We start from the raw sequence: 14,575 nt of genomic DNA on the forward strand, positions 1-14,575 counted from the left end.
CGTTAATCTGAAGCCCGCCACCATGCCCAATCTTTTTGACCCGATACAGATCGGTGACCTCGCCCTCGCCAACCGCATCGTCATGGCGCCGCTGACGCGCAGCCGCTCGCGCGGCTTGCTGCCCGGTGAGATGGCAGTCGAGTACTACCGCCAACGCGCCAGCGCCGGCCTGATCATCAGCGAAGGCACGCAGATCTGCGCCGAAGGTCAAGGTTATCTGGACACCCCGGGCATCCACACGCCCGAGCAGATCACCGCCTGGCGCCGCGTCACCGACGCCGTACATGCCGAGGGCGGCAAGATCGTGGCGCAGCTCTGGCATGTGGGCCGCGTCTCGCATGTGCAGTTCCAACCCGAGGGGCGCGCGCCGGTGTCCTCCACCGCGCGTTCGGCCGGCGGCAAGACTTACACGGCCGAGGGCTTTGTCGAGGTGTCCACCCCGCGCGCGCTGAGCGTGGCCGAGATCCCCGGCGTCATCGCCACCTTCGCCCGCGCGGCCGAAAACGCCTTGGCGGCCGGCTTCGACGGGGTGGAAGTGCACGGTGCCAACGGCTACCTGCTGGACCAGTTTTTGCGCGACAGCATCAATGACCGCAGTGATGAGTACGGCGGCAGCATCGCCAACCGCGCCCGCCTGACGGTGGAGGTGATGAGCGCGATTGCCAAGGCCATCGGCCCCGGCCGCGCCGGCTTGCGCCTGAGCCCCGTCACGCCGGTCAATGGCGCGGGTCAGGACAGCGCCGCGCAAGACTTGTTCAATCACCTGGCCGGTGCGCTGGCGCCGCTCAAGCTGGCTTTCTTGCATGTCATCGAAGGGCAGACCGGCGGCGCGCGCGATATCGCCCCGTTTGACTACCAGGCCATGCGCGCTCACTTCGGCGGCGGCCCTTGGATGGTCAATAACGGTTACACCCGTGCCATGGCCCTGCAGGCGGTGGCCGAGGGCCAGGCTGATCTGGTGGCCTTTGGCCGCGACTTCATTGCTAACCCTGATTTGGTGCGGCGCCTGCGCCTGAATGCCGCCCTGAACCCGCTGGACAAGGCGACGCTCTACGGCGGCGATGCGCGGGGCTATACCGACTACCCCAGCCTGTAGTCGCAAAGCGGCAGCCTTCGCCGCCTCACTGCCCGGCAGGCGGCTGCCACAGCTCGACCTTATTGCCCTCGGGGTCGATGACCCAGCCGAACTTGCCGTAGCCGGCGTCTTCGTCAATGCGCTGGTCGAGCACCTGGCAGCCCTCGGCTTGCAGCTGGGCCAGCAGGCCCGCAAGATCGTCAACCCGGTAGTTGATGACGAAATTGCTGGCGCTGTTGGCAAACTGCTCGCCGTCCTGCGGCGCCACGCACCAGATGGTGCTGCCGCCCACGGGCTGGCCCGCTGCATCGGCCCAGCGGAAGGCCGCGCCGCCCCAGGCCTGCACATCGATGCCGAGGTGACGCTGGTACCAAGCCTGTAAGGCCGGGGCGTCTTTGGCCTTGAAGAAGATGCCGCCAATACCAGTCACGCGTTTCATAGGGAACTCCGTTGGTGGGCCGGCTTGAGCAATCCGGCTGGAGACTTAGGCCCGGAACTTGGCTCTGAACAATTCCGCAATGCTGACTTCGCGCGGCCCCGGCTGCAGCTCAAAGGCCTGGCCGGCCTGCAGCGTGCCCGGCGCTTTCACCGCCAGGTAAAAGCCGCACCAGCCGCTCTGGCCCATCATCTTCACGGCCTGGTTGAAGCCCATCACCGCGTTGAACTTGAAGCAGGGGAAGCGGGGTTCGCTGACGACCAGGCTGCAGTCGGGGAAGGCCAGCACATCGCCAACCCAGACCTGCGATTCCAGCAGGCCGCTGATAGTGAGGTTCTCGCCCATCGCGCCATGCGGCAGTGCTTCTTGCCAGGCCGCCACCTTGGCCTGGGCGCGCACCGTTTGCCAGAAAGGGTAATGCTCCACCGGGTAGGCGTAGATGGCCTTGCTCAAGCCGCCGTGCACACTCAGATCGGCCTGCTCATCGCCTTCAAGCCCGAGCGGGCGCACGGCCAGGGCCTGCGCCTTGGGCGTTTTGCGGATCGCGCTGCTGACGGTCTGGCCGCCAGGGACGAGCAGGGCTTGGGCGAGGGCGGTGTTGAGGCTGAGAAGGCTAAGAGGTTTAGGCTGCATGGGCGCAGTTTAGAACTTGCCGGTTGATGGCCGCCTGCCGGCCCGCGCTTAAGCGCAGCGCATCTGCGCGCTCATCGCGCCGTCCAGGTCCAGGCTTTGCACATAGGCCAGGCTCACCACCGTCCCGATCACCAGAATGGCGGGGCTGCTGATGCGCTCGCTGTGCAGCTGCGTGGCCAGCGTGCCCAAGCTGCAGATCGTGGCGCGCTGCTGCGGCGTGTGTGCCGCGGCGATGGCCGCCGCCGGCGTGCCCGCCGCCAGCCCGCCGGCGCGCAGGGCCGCCACCAGCTGCTCCACCCGGGCCAGGCCCATGTAAATCACCAGGGTCAGGCCGCTGCGGGCCAGGGCCTGCCAGTCGGGGTTGACGCCCGCCCCGCCGTCCTCGCGCGCATGGCCGGTGACGAAGGCAACGCCGGGGGCGTGGCGGCGGTCGGTGACCGGGATGCCGATGCTGGCAGGCGCGGCAATGCCGGCGGTGATGCCGCTGACCACCTCGACCGTGATGCCGGCCGCGCGCAGGGCGTCCATCTCCTCGCCGCCACGGCCGAACACAAAGGGATCACCGCCCTTGAGCCTCACCACCTTCAGGCCGGCGCCGGCTTCCCGAATCATCAGTTCGTGAATAAAACGCTGCTCGGTCGACACACAGCCGCCGCGCTTGCCAACATGGATCAGCCGCGCGCCGGGCTTCATCAAGGCCAGTACGCGGGCATCGACCAGATCGTCGCTCAGCACCACGTCGGCGGCTTCGATGCGGCGCAGGGCGCGCAGGGTCAGCAGCTCCGGGTCGCCGGGGCCAGCGCCGACCAGGCTGATGCTAGGCGCGGTGTTGTGAGGGCGCTGATTCATCATGATGTGAGGACCTCTTCAAGAAAGGGTGTTTGTGCTTCCAGCCGCCGCAAGCTGGGCAGGCAGGAGCCGCATTGGCTGCCGCAGCGCAAGCTGGTTTGAAGGCCTTGCAAGCGCTCTTGCGGCGTGCCGGCCAAGCTTTGCAGCTGCGCACAGATACGAGCTTCCGACACATCCAGGCAGTTGCAGACCTGCGGGCTGCGCGGCGTTTGTGCCTGGCCCGGCAGCACCGGCTTGGGGCTCAGCAGCTGAGCGCCCAGGGCGGCTACCGGCGCGGCCTCGCGCCACAGCGTCAGCAGCCAGGCGCTGGCTGCGCGCTCATCCTGTTCGGCCCCGCCGACCAGCAGCAAGGCACGCAGGCGCGCCTCCGCGCCCAAACGGTCCAAACCCAGCAGGCGGCTGCGCTGGCGATGGCTGTCGGCATAACTCAGCACTTGAGCGCCGTGCAAACCCAGCAGCGCGCGCAGCTGGGCCAGCAGCGCGGAGGCCGGGGGCGTGGCCGCCGCAGCGTCAAAGCACCAGCCGGTTTGCTCGGGCGTGGCGCCGGCCACCGGCAGGCAACTGGCGTAGTCGAACTCGCTCATCAGCGCGCGCAAGCTGGCGCGCAGCGGCACGGCCTCGGCGGGCGTGCACCAAATCGCCGCGCTGAGCCGCCAGGGCAGCGCCACCGACTTGACCTGGATGGCGGCGAATTTCAGTTCCGGTTGCTGCGAGTCGGGGCAGCATTGCTTGCCCAGCAAGGCATTGACGCCGGGCCAGACCGGGCCATCTTCATTGCCGCTGCCGGTTCCGTCGCGACTACGGCCGGACACAAATTCTTCGCCCCAGTGCATGGCCAGATAGGCCTGGGCCGGGCGCATCAGCGGGTCGGCGCGTACCGGCAGGATGAGCTGGCCGTGGCGCGAGCTGATCAGGGCCAGCTCGCCATCTTTGAGCCCGCGCAGGGGCAGGTCTTGCGGATGCAGGCGCAGGGCCGGTGCGGGTTCGTGGCCGAACAGGCGCGGCAGCAGGCCGCTGCGGCTCATGCCATGCCATTGGTCGCGCAGGCGGCCGGTGGTGAGGGCCAGAGGGAAGCGGGCGTCGAGCTTGTCGACAGGCGGACGGTAAGGCTGGCTGATGAAGCGGGCTCGCCCGTTTCCGCTGGGGAATTGCCCGTCCAGATAGAGCCGGGCCTGGCCTTGGCTGGCGCCGGCCGGGTAGGGCCATTGCTGCGGGCCGTCGCGGTCCAGAATGGCCCAGCTGAGGCCGCCGATGTCGAGGTCGCGTCCGACGGTGGCGGCGCGGTGCTCCAGCCACAGGTCTTCGGCACAGGCATAAGGCAAGCGATCGGGCTGGCCCAGCAAGGGGGCGAGCTGGCGGGCCAGATCGCGCACGATTTGCCAGTCGGGCCGGGCCTCGCCTGGCGGCGCAATCGCGGCGCGCACGCGGCTGATGCGGCGTTCGCTATTGGTGACCGTGCCCTCCTTTTCGCCCCAGGAGGCTGCCGGCAGCAGCACGTCGGCAAAGGCGGCGGTGGCGGTGTCGGCAAAGGCCTCTTGCAGGATCACCAGCTCGCAACGCGCCAGCGCACGCCGCACCAGGGCCTGGTCGGGCATGGACTGCGCGGGGTTGGTGCAAGCGATCCACAGCACCTTGATCTCGCCATTGGCGGCGGCCTCGAACAGCTCCACCGCCGTCTTGCCCGGCGTTTCGGGCAAGGCGTCCACGCCCCACAGGCGGGCGATCTCGGCCCGGTGCGCGGCATTGCCTGGGTCGCGGTGGCCCGGCAGCAGGCTGGCCATGCCGCCGACCTCGCGCCCGCCCATGGCATTGGGTTGGCCGGTGAGCGAAAACGGCCCGGCGCCGGGCCGGCCGATCTGGCCGCAGGCCAGGTGCAGATTGATCAGCGCGGTGTTCTTGGCCGTGCCGCTGCTGCTTTGGTTGAGGCCCTGGCAATACAGCGACAAGGTGGCGGGCGACTGCGCGAACCAGCGCGCGGCGGTCAAGAGATCGGCCTCCTTGATGCCGCAAATGCGTGCCGCTTCCTTGGGCGTGCTGCTGCGAACCAGGGCTTTGAGCTCATCAAAGCCCTGGGTGTGGCGGGCCATGAAGTCGGTGTCCAGCCAGCCCTCCCAGATACAGGCGTGCAGCAGGCCGTGCATCAGGGCCACATCGGTGCCGGGCAGGATCTGCAGATGCAGATCGGCCAGCTCGGCGCTTTCGGTGCGCCGTGGATCAACGACGATGAGCTTGAGCGCCGGCCGCTGCGCCTTGGCGTCTTCAAGCCGGCGGAACAAGATGGGGTGGGCCCAGGCGGGGTTGGCGCCGCTGATGAAAACGCAGTCGGCCAGCTCGATGTCTTGGTAGCAGGCGGGCGGCGCGTCCGCACCCAAGGCTTGCTTGTAACCGGCCACCGCCGAGCTCATGCACAGGCGCGAGTTGCTGTCGATATTGTTGGTGCCCAGCAGGCCGCGCGCCAGCTTGTTGAAGGCCTGGTAGTCCTCGGTCAGCAGCTGGCCGGAGATGTAGAGGCCGATGGCGTCGGGGCCATGTTCGGCACGCACGGCGGCGATGCGCTGGGCCAGGCGCTGGTTGAGGGCGTCCCAGCTCAGCGCCTCGGGCGCGGCGCCTCGGCTCGGCCGCCAGGCTGGTTGCAAGAGGCGCTGGGTCTGGCGGATCAGCGGCGTGGCCGTGAGGTGCAGGGTGCTGCCCTTGCTGCACAGGCGGCCGAAGTTGGCGGGGTGGGCTGGGTCGCCTTTGACGCCGGTGATTTCACCCGCGCTGCTTTCGATGATCACCCCGCAGCCGACGCCGCAATAAGGGCAGGTGGAGCGAGTCTCGGTGCTCATGGCGCGCTGCTCTTGCTCATGCCCATGCTCAGGCGGCCTTGGCGCAAGGGCCGGCCTTCAGTGGCGCGAACTGCAGGCCCACGGTGTCCAGCTCGGTTTGGTCGAGCTGCACCTGGCCGTCCAGCACGCGCACCTGGAAGCGCGCGGCGCAGCCCTCGTCCGGCGCGATGGCCTGGCCGCTGTCCAGTGCAATCGTCCAGCTGTGCAGCGGGCAGGCGACCGAATGGCCGAAGACCAGGCCCTGGCTCAAGGGCCCGCCCTTGTGGGGGCAGCGGTCCAGCAGGGCGAAGACTTGGTTGTCTTCGGTGCGGAAGATGGCCACTTGCGGGCCCTGCGCGCGGGCCACGCGGCGGGCGCCAAGCACGGGGATGTCGGCCAGGGCGCAGATGGTTTTCCAGCTTGGTGTCATGGCTGTGTCTCTATCTATCTCTGTCGGTGGGATGGCGGGGTTCAGAGCGGCTCGAACTGGCGCAAATCGACCTTGGCCTTGGCGAAGTCGAACCAGGGGTCGGGCTCGCCGGCCAGCGCGAATTGCAGCTCGGCCCAGAGCGTGCGGCGGCCGTCGTGGTCGTCCAGAATGCGGCGCTTCACATAGTCCATGCCGACGCGGGCCAGGTAATGCACCGTGCGCTCCAGATACCAGCCTTCGGTCCGATAGAGCTGCATGAAGGCGCCGGTGACTTCCATCACTTCTTCGGGCGTTTTGACCTTGACGAAGAACTGCGCCACCTCGGTCTTGATGCCGCCGTTGCCGCCGATATAAAGCTCCCAGCCGCTGTCCACGCCGATGATGCCGACGTCCTTGATGCCGGCTTCGGCGCAGTTGCGCGGGCAGCCCGAGACGGCGAACTTGACCTTGTGCGGCGCATACATGCCCACAAAAGCGCGCTCCAGGTCCTTGCCCATCTGGGTGCTGTCTTGCGTGCCCATGCGGCACCACTCGCTGCCCACACAGGTCTTCACCGTGCGCAAGGCCTTGGCATAGGCGTGGCCCGAGGGCATGCCGATATCGGCCCAGACTTGCGGCAGGTCTTCCTTCTTCACGCCCAGCAGGTCGATGCGCTGGCCGCCGGTGACCTTGACCGTGGGGATCTTGTACTTGTCCACCGCATTGGCGATGCGGCGCAGCTCGTCGGCCGTGGTCTCGCCGCCCCACATGCGCGGGATCACCGAGTAGCTGCCGTCCTTCTGGATATTGGCGTGGCTGCGCTCGTTGATGGGGCGCGACTGCGGGTCGTCCTCGGCCTCTTTGGGCCAGGTGGAGGTGAGGTAGTAGTTCAGCGCGGGGCGGCAGGTGGCGCAGCCATTGGGGCTGCGCCAGGCCAGGGCGTTGTAGAGCTGGGGCAGGCTGATCAGATGCTGCTGGCGGATGGCATCGCGCACGTCCTGGTGGCACAGCTCGGTGCAGGCGCAAACTGCTTTCTTCTTCGGCGTGGCCGAATAGTCGCCGCCGGCACTGAACATCAGCAGCTGCTCCACCAGGCCGGTGCAGGAGCCGCAGCTGGCGCTGGCCTTGGTGTGCTTGCGCACCTCGTCCAGGGTGAACAAGCCCTTGTCTTTGATGGCTTTGCAGATGGTGCCCTTGTTGACGCCGTTGCAGCCGCAGACCTCGTCGCTATCCAGCATGGCGGCGGCCTTGCTGTGGCCTTGGTGGCCGACGTCGCCGATATTGCTTTCGCCGAACATCAGCTTGTCGCGGATGTCGGCCACCTTGCGGCCTTCGCGCAAGAGCTTGAAGTACCAGCTGCCGTCCACCGTGTCGCCGTAGAGGCAGGCGCCAATCAGGCGGTCGTCCTTGATCACCAGCTTTTTGTAGACGCCGGCGAAGGGGTCGCTCATCACAATTTCTTCGCTGCCTTCACCGCCCATGAAGTCCCCGGCCGAGAACAGGTCGATGCCGGTGACCTTGAGCTTGGTCGAGGTCTGCGAGCCCTGGTAGCGGCCGATGCCGAACTGCGCCAGATGGGTGGCGCAAACCTTGGCCTGCTCGAACAGCGGCGCCACCAGGCCGTAGGCAATGCCGCGGTGGGCCGCGCATTCGCCCACCGAGTAGATGCGCGGGTCGGTGGCGGTTTGCAAGGTGTCGCTGACGACGATGCCGCGCTGGCACAGCAGGCCGGCACTTTCCGCTAATGCCGTATTCGGGCGGATGCCGGCGGCCATCACCACCAGGTCGGCGGGGATTTCGCTGCCGTCCTTGAATTGCACAGCCATCACCCTTCCGTCCTTGCCGCCGATCAAGGCTTGGGTCTGCGCGCCCAGCATGAAGCGCAGGCCGCGCGCTTGCAGGCTTTGGCGCAGCAAGTCGCCGGCCACATCGTCGAGCTGGCGCTCCATCAGCCAGTCGCCCAGGTGCACCACCGTCACCTGCATGCCGCGCAGCATCAGGCCGTTGGCGGCCTCCAGGCCCAGCAGGCCGCCGCCGATGACGACGGCGTGTTGATAGCGGGTGGCGGCGTCGATCATCGCGTTGGTGTCGGCGATGTCGCGGTAGGCGATCACGCCGTCCAGGTCTTTGCCGGGCACGGGCAGGATGAAGGGGCTGGAGCCGGTGGCGATCAGCAGGCGGTCGTAGTCGGCCTCAGTGCCGTCGGCGGCCACCACCTTGCGGCGTTGCCGGTCGATTTGCGTCACCGTCTTGCCCAGGTGCAGGGTGATGCCGTGCAGGGCATACCAGTCCAGCGGGTTGAGTACGATCTCGTCCAGCGTCTGCTCGCCCGCCAGCACCGGGCTCAGCAGGATGCGGTTGTAGTTGGGGTGGGGCTCGGCGCCGAAGACGGTGATGTCGTAGAGATCGGGCGCGATTTTGAGCAGCTCTTCCAGCGTGCGCACGCCGGCCATGCCATTGCCGATCAGCACCAGCTTGAGTTTCTTGGTCTTCATGCGGCCACCTCGCTGCGGGCATGTCGGGTGTAGAGGAAGTCGATCACCGCCTTGCGGCAGCTGAGGTAATGGCTGTCCTCGGCCAGCGCGACGCGCTCGCGTGGCCGGGCCAGGTCCACGCGCAGGATCTCGCCGATGGTGGCGGCAGGGCCGTTGGTCATCATCACGATGCGGTCGCTCAGCAGCACGGCCTCGTCCACATCGTGGGTCACCATCACCACGGTGCTCTGGGTGCGGGCCACGATCTTCAGCAACTCGTCTTGCAAATGGGCGCGGGTCAGGGCGTCCAGCGCGCCAAAGGGCTCGTCCATCAGCAAGACCTTGGGCTCCATGGCCAGGGCGCGGGCGATGCCCACGCGCTGCTTCATGCCGCCGGAGATTTCATGCGGGCGCTTGGCGCTGGCGTGGGCCATGCCCACCAGCTCCAGCGCGGCCTGGGTGCGCTCTTGCAGCCGGGGCTTGGGCTCGCTGGCGCCGAACACCGACTCCACGCCCAGGTAGACGTTGTCAAAGCAACTCAGCCAGGGCAGCAGGGAATGGTTTTGGAACACCACGGCGCGTTCCGGCCCGGGCGCATTGATCTCGCGCCGGTCGCACAGCAGCACGCCCTGGCTGGCCTGCAGCAGGCCGGCGATCAGGTTGAGCAAGGTGGACTTGCCGCAGCCGGAATGGCCGATCAGGGTAATGAACTCGCCCTTTTCGATTTGCAGATGGATGTCGCGCAGGGCGTGGAACTGGCCTTTGCGGGTGCTGAATACCATTTCAGCGCCCTGGACTTCGATGAATGCTTGGCTCATGGGGAAACTCCTTCAGCTTAGGTTCAGTCCTCAAACGAGAAGCGCCGGGCCACGCTCATCAGCAGCCATTCGAGCAAGAGCCCGACGATGCCGATGACGAAGATGGCGATGATGATGTGGGCCACATTGAGGTTGTTCCACTCATCCCAGACCCAAAAGCCAATGCCCACACCGCCGGTCAGCATTTCCGCCGCCACGATCACCAGCCAGGCGGTGCCGACCGAGAGCCGCACGCCGGTGAGGATGTAGGGCAGCACGGCGGGCAGCAGGATGCGGGTGATGACCTTCCACTCCGACAGCTTGAGCACCCGCGCCACGTTCAGATAGTCCTGCGGCACCCGCTGCACGCCGACGGCGGTGTTCACCACCATGGGCCAGATCGAGCAGATGAAGATGGTCCAGATCGCCGCTGGGTTGGCGCTCTTGAACACCAGCAGGCCAATCGGCAGCCAAGCCAGCGGCGAGACCGGCTTGAGCAAGCTGATCAGCGGCGACACCATGCGGCCGATGAACTCGAAGCGCCCGATCACAAAACCCAGCGGTATGCCCACCGCAGCGGCCAAGCCAAAGCCCAGGGCCACGCGTTGCAGCGAGGCCAGGATGTTCCAGCCAATGCCTTGGTCATTGGGGCCGCGGCGGTAGAAGGGGTCGGCAAACAGCTGCACGGCCGAGTCCCAAGTGGCCGCCGGCGTGGGGATGCCGCTGCTGGTCTTGAGGGTGAACAAGGCCCACAGCCCGGTCATCAAGGCCAGGCCCAGCACGGGCGGCAGCAGCTTCATCCACAGGCCATGCCAGTCGAAGCCTGGCCGGCTGTGGGCGGGCTGGGGCTTGGCCCCGGGCTTGCGGGCCGGGCCGGCCGCCAGTGGCGCTGGCACGGCCGGGGCAAGAACTTCATCATCATCGCCACGCGGCGAATGGAACACGGCGCTCACCATGATGGGCCTCAGGCTTTCAGCTTGAAACTATCGGCGTACTTGGCCGGCGACTTGCCGTCCCACACCACCCCGTCCAGCAGCTTGGCGCTGCGCAGCGCCTCCTTGGGCACGGCGATCTTGAGCTGGCTGGCGGCCTGCTTGTAGAGCTCGATCTGGTTGATCTGCGTGGCCACGGTCAGATAGTCCGGGTGCTCCTTGAGCAAGCCCCAGCGCTTGTGCTGGGTGAGGAACCACATGCCGTCGCTCAGGTAGGGGAAGTTGACCGCGCCCTCGTTGAAGAACTTCATCGCGTTCGGGTCGTCCCAGGTCTTGCCCAGGCCGTTCTGGTAGCGGCCCAGGATGCGCTGGTTGATCGCATCGGCGCTGGTGTTGACGTAGGCCTTGTCGGCAATGGTGTCGGCCATCTTCAGCTTGTTCTGCAGATTGGCGTCGATCCAGCGGCTGGCCTCCAGCACCGCCATGATGACGGCGCGCGCGGTGTTGGGGTTCTTCTTGGCGAAGTCGCCGCTGCAGGCCAGCACCTTCTCGGGGTGGTCGGGCCAGATGTCTTGGGTGGTGGCCGCGGTGATGCCGATGCCGTCCATGATGGCGCGGTGGTTCCAGGGCTCGCCCACACAAAAGCCGTCCATATTGCCGACCCGCATATTCGCCACCATCTGCGGCGGCGGCACGGTGATGACCTTGCTGTCCTTCAGCGGGTGAACGCCATGCGCGGCCAGCCAGTAATACAACCACATGGCGTGCGTGCCGGTGGGGAAGGTCTGGGCGAAGGTGTACTCGCGCTTGTCCTGGCGCATCAGCTTGGCCAGCGAGGCACCGTCCACCGCGCCTTGGTCGGCCAGCTTCTTGGCCAGGGTGATGGCCTGGCCATTGTTGTTGAGCGTCATCAGCACGGCCATGTCCTTTTTGGGCCCGGCTACGCCCAGATGGACGCCGTAGACCAAGCCGTAGAGGGCATGCGCCATGTCCAGCTCGCCGTTGACCAGCTTGTCGCGCACACCGGCCCAGGAGGCCTCCTTGCTGGCGACGATCTTGATGCCGTACTTCTTATCAAAGCCCAGCACCGAGGCCATCACCACCGAGGCGCAGTCGGTCAGCGGGATGAAGCCGATGCGCACTTCTTCTTTCTCGGGCTTGTCCGAGCCGGCGGCCCAGGCGCCTGTTGATACCGCGGACGCGGCGGGCAGGGCGGCCGCAGCGGCGGCGCCCAGCAGCAGTTTTCGACGTGGTTCGCTCATCAAACCCTCCATGGCGTGCTTGACCTTGTGCATGAATGAAAACCTCCAAGACAAAACGAAAAAAGGCGTCGCGACCTTCAAGCCCGGCGCCAAGAAATGGCGGGGTTGAACGGTCGGACGCCTTTGCCCGAAAGAAGAATGCGGTACGGAAAATTCAGTCTTGCCGGCCCACGTCGTTGCGGGCCGCAGGCTTCATTCAGCAGGAAGCGTGCCAGCGTTTTTCCCGGGCGGGCGGCCCCTGATGCACGCATTGCGGGCACTTCTGAGTGGCCGGGCGTGCCAGCTTGGTGCGCTGCAGCATCAAATCGGGCGCAAGAGGCTGTGTGCGTCGATGATGCGGTCGGCCAGTTCCACCAGCGGCATGCCGCGGTCCATGGCCATGCGGCGCATCTGGCGATAGGCGCCGTCTTCGTCCAGCGTGAGCTCGCGCATCAGGATGCCTTTGGCCTTTTCAATGCACTTGCGCCCGGCCAGCTGGGCCTGGGCGCGGCCCAGTTCCTGGCGCAGGGCCAGATCTTGCTCGAAGCGGGCAATCGCCACCTGCATCACGCCGGCCAGACGCCCGCTTTGCAGGCCCGCCACCACATAGGCGCTGACGCCGGCCTTGAGGGCATGGCGCATTGGGTCATCGTGACTGCTTTCCGAGAACACCAGCACCGGGCGCGGCATGCGTTCGTTGAGGGTGGCCAGGTTCTCCAGGGTGTCCCGCGAGGGCGAGGCGCTGTCCACAATCACCACATCGGGCTGCAGGCGCAGCACGCAGTCGTGAATCAAGGTGGCCTCGGCAATCACCCCCACCACCTCGCAGCCCTGCGCCGCCAGCTCTTGCTGGATCAGCTGCAGGTGGTGGGCGCCGTCGTTGATCAACAGCACGCGCAGCACCGGGGTGTCGGGTGGCAGGCTTGGCATGGTGGCCAAGGCGATGCAACTTCCGTACCTGTGGGCCTAGGGTGTCAACTCAAAAACTCAGCACAAAGGCCGCGCCACCTTCCAGCGGCCGCACATGCCGCACCCGGCCGCCCATGCCGTTGACGAGCTGGCGCACGACGGTCAGGCCTATGCCTTGTCCTGCTTGGCCGGCTTGACCTTCCTGGCCGGCCCTTCCCTCAGCCTCGGCGCCCTGCTCGCGCGCGCTGAAAAAGGGCAGAAAGATTTGTCGCTCCAGGCCGGCGGGCACACCGGCGCCGTTGTCGCGCACGCTGATCAGCAGCCGCCCGCCGCGCCCTTGCGCGCACTTGACCCAGAGCCGTGGCGCGGCCAGTCCCCAGGTGGCTTGCTCGGCATTGCGCAGCAGGGCCAGGAGGGCTTGCTCCAGTTGTCCGGCATCGGCCTGCAAGCGCAGGCCCGCCGTGGCCAGCTCGAAGCTGACGGCCCCGCCGCGCGCCAGCCAGGCGGGGCCCACGGCCTGCTGCAAGCGCGCCATCAGGGCGCCCAAGTCCACCGGCGCCAGTTGCGGCGCCGGCCATTGGCTGACGCGCCGGTAGTTGCGCACAAAGCTGGACAAGCTCTGCGCCCGCAAGGCAATCGCTTGCAGCGCCTGGCGCATCTCGGCGCGGCTGTCTGTGCTCGAACTGACGGGATGCGCGGCCGGGCCCTCGTCTTGCTCATCCAGCAGGAGCAGGGTGGTCTGGCTGAGGCTTTGAATCGGTGTGAGCGAGTTCATGATCTCATGCGTCAGCACCTGCACCAGTTGCTGCCAGGCCAGCAGCGACTCACTCTCCAGCGCTTGCTCCAGCGGCACCAGCACCAGCAGCACCTGGGCTTGGCCGTCCAGCGCCAAGGGCTGGCGGCGCAGCTGCCAACGTTCATCGCTGCCGCGCTCGGTGTCCAGCAGCACCGGCCCGCTATGCGTTTGGGTGAGCAAGAGCTGCTGCAGTGCCGCCACATCGCGCACGCCGCCGGGCGCTTGCAGGCGGCGGGCGCGGCTGCTCAAGGGCTTGAGCTGGCTCTCACCCGTTTGCAGCCAGGCAGCCACGGGCAGGTGTTCCAGCTGGGCCAGCGCGATGGCCAGGCTTTGTTGGGCCACGGCGGTGGCGGCGGCACTGGGCTGGGGCTCGGGCAAGGCTGGTGGCGGCAAGCCGCGCCGCCAGGCCAGGGCCAGCGCTGCTGTACTCAGCAGGGCCGGGCCGACCCAGCCGCGCGCTGTGCCGTCAGCACCATGGGCCAGTGCTCCGGCGGCCGCGAGCAGCAGCGCGGCGGCGCCCAGCCGGGCCGGTGCGGAGTTAAAGCCCATGTTTATCCAGGCGACGGTAGAGCGCTGCGCGTGACAAGCCCAGCAAGCGCGCGGCGGCGCTCAGATTGCCCTCGGCCTGTGCCATGGCCGCCAGCACGGCGGCGCGTTCCTGCGCCGCCAGGGAGCGCGGGGCTTCTTGCTCCGGCGCGGGCGGCGTCAAGGACCTGGGCGGCTCAGTGCTGGCTGTTGCGCCCTGCGCCAGCGCTTCGCGGCAAGTGGCGATCAGGCGCACATTGTCCCAAGGCTTGGTGAGGAAGTCGTAAGCGCCCTTGCGCAGGGCTTGCACGGCCAGGTCGATGTCGGCGTAAGCCGTCAACACGACGACCAGTGGCGGATCGGCCAGGGCTTGCACCTCGGCCAGCAGGCGCAGGCCTTGGGCGCCGTCGCTGCGGCCGGGGCCGAAGTTGAGGTCCAGCAGCAGCAGGGCGGGGCGCAGGCGGTTGATGGCCGGCAGCAGCTCGGCCGGGCGGCGCAAGCAGGTCAGCGGCGCTACCCGGCGCTGCAGCAAGAGCTGCGCGGCCAGACCCACATCGGGGTCGTCGTCGAGCAGCAAGATGGTGGGGGAAAGCAGTTCAGCGGCGGGCATAGGCGCCTATCTTCGCAGCCGCGCGCGCGAGCTCGCCAGAGCCCTGTCCGAAAGCGGACAGGGGGCTTGGCCGGCGCTTGCC

General features: G+C 67.5%; 13 protein-coding genes. 1 reads left to right on the forward strand and 12 read right to left on the reverse strand.

The annotated features are described in order from the left end of the window. Positions 1-22 precede the first annotated feature (22 nt). Positions 23-1,096, forward strand: coding sequence for an alkene reductase (locus tag AT984_RS19645; RefSeq protein ID WP_058722485.1), 1,074 nt, complete (start codon positions 23-25; stop codon positions 1,094-1,096). Between the two features lie 25 nt (positions 1,097-1,121). Here AT984_RS19645 and AT984_RS19650 read toward each other — a convergent pair whose 3' ends face one another. The 12 genes from AT984_RS19650 to AT984_RS19705 form a co-directional block, all read right to left on the reverse strand. Then, positions 1,122-1,514, reverse strand: a complete 393-nt coding sequence (locus AT984_RS19650) for a VOC family protein (protein WP_058721544.1) — start codon at positions 1,512-1,514, stop codon at positions 1,122-1,124. A 45-nt stretch (positions 1,515-1,559) separates the two neighbouring features. Next, positions 1,560-2,144, reverse strand: a complete 585-nt coding sequence (locus AT984_RS19655) for an MOSC domain-containing protein (RefSeq protein WP_058721545.1) — start codon at positions 2,142-2,144, stop codon at positions 1,560-1,562. 48 nt (positions 2,145-2,192) lie between these two features. Then, positions 2,193-2,993 carry a uroporphyrinogen-III C-methyltransferase gene (cobA, locus tag AT984_RS19660; protein WP_058721546.1) on the reverse strand — a complete coding sequence of 267 codons (801 nt, stop codon included), beginning with the start codon at positions 2,991-2,993 and terminating at the stop codon, positions 2,193-2,195. Then, positions 2,993-5,821 carry a nitrate reductase gene (locus AT984_RS19665; protein ID WP_058721547.1) on the reverse strand — a complete coding sequence of 943 codons (2,829 nt, stop codon included), beginning with the start codon at positions 5,819-5,821 and terminating at the stop codon, positions 2,993-2,995. Before AT984_RS19665 ends, cobA begins: the two co-directional genes overlap by 1 nt. A 28-nt stretch (positions 5,822-5,849) precedes the next feature. Further along, positions 5,850-6,230, reverse strand: coding sequence for a nitrite reductase small subunit NirD (gene nirD, locus AT984_RS19670; RefSeq protein ID WP_058721548.1), 381 nt, complete (start codon positions 6,228-6,230; stop codon positions 5,850-5,852). Between the two features lie 41 nt (positions 6,231-6,271). Next, entirely contained in the window at positions 6,272-8,704 is a 2,433-nt protein-coding gene (gene nirB, locus AT984_RS19675) for a nitrite reductase large subunit NirB (RefSeq protein ID WP_058721549.1), read from the reverse strand. Next, a complete protein-coding gene (locus AT984_RS19680) occupies positions 8,701-9,501 on the reverse strand; it encodes an ABC transporter ATP-binding protein (RefSeq protein ID WP_058721550.1) in 801 nt (266 codons plus the stop codon). Before AT984_RS19680 ends, nirB begins: the two co-directional genes overlap by 4 nt. Before the next feature lie 23 nt (positions 9,502-9,524). Then, positions 9,525-10,436 carry a nitrate ABC transporter permease gene (ntrB, locus tag AT984_RS19685; RefSeq protein ID WP_058721551.1) on the reverse strand — a complete coding sequence of 304 codons (912 nt, stop codon included), beginning with the start codon at positions 10,434-10,436 and terminating at the stop codon, positions 9,525-9,527. Between the two features lie 8 nt (positions 10,437-10,444). Next, positions 10,445-11,674, reverse strand: coding sequence for a CmpA/NrtA family ABC transporter substrate-binding protein (locus AT984_RS19690; RefSeq protein WP_231741468.1), 1,230 nt, complete (start codon positions 11,672-11,674; stop codon positions 10,445-10,447). A gap of 300 nt (positions 11,675-11,974) precedes the next feature. Beyond that, positions 11,975-12,583, reverse strand: coding sequence for an ANTAR domain-containing response regulator (locus AT984_RS19695; protein WP_197418184.1), 609 nt, complete (start codon positions 12,581-12,583; stop codon positions 11,975-11,977). A gap of 49 nt (positions 12,584-12,632) precedes the next feature. Continuing rightward, a complete protein-coding gene (locus tag AT984_RS19700) occupies positions 12,633-13,907 on the reverse strand; it encodes a sensor histidine kinase (protein WP_058721553.1) in 1,275 nt (424 codons plus the stop codon). Beyond that, complete coding sequence (locus tag AT984_RS19705) at positions 13,897-14,493, reverse strand: response regulator (RefSeq protein WP_058721554.1); 597 nt, start codon at positions 14,491-14,493, stop codon at positions 13,897-13,899. The genes AT984_RS19700 and AT984_RS19705 overlap by 11 nt, the downstream gene beginning before the upstream one ends. Between the last annotated feature and the right edge of the window lie 82 nt (positions 14,494-14,575).

This window comes from Paucibacter sp. KCTC 42545 (assembly GCF_001477625.1).
Lineage (GTDB): Bacteria > Pseudomonadota > Gammaproteobacteria > Burkholderiales > Burkholderiaceae_C > Paucibacter_A.

What these genes read in the sequence shown, in the direction of transcription:
- AT984_RS19645 (WP_058722485.1), top strand. Translation starts at nt 23, where the DNA reads ATGCCCAATCTTTTTGACCCGATACAGATCGGTGACCTCGCCCTCGCC.
- AT984_RS19650 (WP_058721544.1), bottom strand. Translation starts at nt 1,514, where the DNA reads ATGAAACGCGTGACTGGTATTGGCGGCATCTTCTTCAAGGCCAAAGAC.
- AT984_RS19655 (WP_058721545.1), bottom strand. Translation starts at nt 2,144, where the DNA reads ATGCAGCCTAAACCTCTTAGCCTTCTCAGCCTCAACACCGCCCTCGCC.
- cobA (WP_058721546.1), bottom strand. Translation starts at nt 2,993, where the DNA reads ATGAATCAGCGCCCTCACAACACCGCGCCTAGCATCAGCCTGGTCGGC.
- AT984_RS19665 (WP_058721547.1), bottom strand. Translation starts at nt 5,821, where the DNA reads ATGAGCACCGAGACTCGCTCCACCTGCCCTTATTGCGGCGTCGGCTGC.
- nirD (WP_058721548.1), bottom strand. Translation starts at nt 6,230, where the DNA reads ATGACACCAAGCTGGAAAACCATCTGCGCCCTGGCCGACATCCCCGTG.
- nirB (WP_058721549.1), bottom strand. Translation starts at nt 8,704, where the DNA reads ATGAAGACCAAGAAACTCAAGCTGGTGCTGATCGGCAATGGCATGGCC.
- AT984_RS19680 (WP_058721550.1), bottom strand. Translation starts at nt 9,501, where the DNA reads ATGAGCCAAGCATTCATCGAAGTCCAGGGCGCTGAAATGGTATTCAGC.
- ntrB (WP_058721551.1), bottom strand. Translation starts at nt 10,436, where the DNA reads ATGGTGAGCGCCGTGTTCCATTCGCCGCGTGGCGATGATGATGAAGTT.
- AT984_RS19690 (WP_231741468.1), bottom strand. Translation starts at nt 11,674, where the DNA reads ATGAGCGAACCACGTCGAAAACTGCTGCTGGGCGCCGCCGCTGCGGCC.
- AT984_RS19695 (WP_197418184.1), bottom strand. Translation starts at nt 12,583, where the DNA reads ATGCCAAGCCTGCCACCCGACACCCCGGTGCTGCGCGTGCTGTTGATC.
- AT984_RS19700 (WP_058721553.1), bottom strand. Translation starts at nt 13,907, where the DNA reads ATGGGCTTTAACTCCGCACCGGCCCGGCTGGGCGCCGCCGCGCTGCTG.
- AT984_RS19705 (WP_058721554.1), bottom strand. Translation starts at nt 14,493, where the DNA reads ATGCCCGCCGCTGAACTGCTTTCCCCCACCATCTTGCTGCTCGACGAC.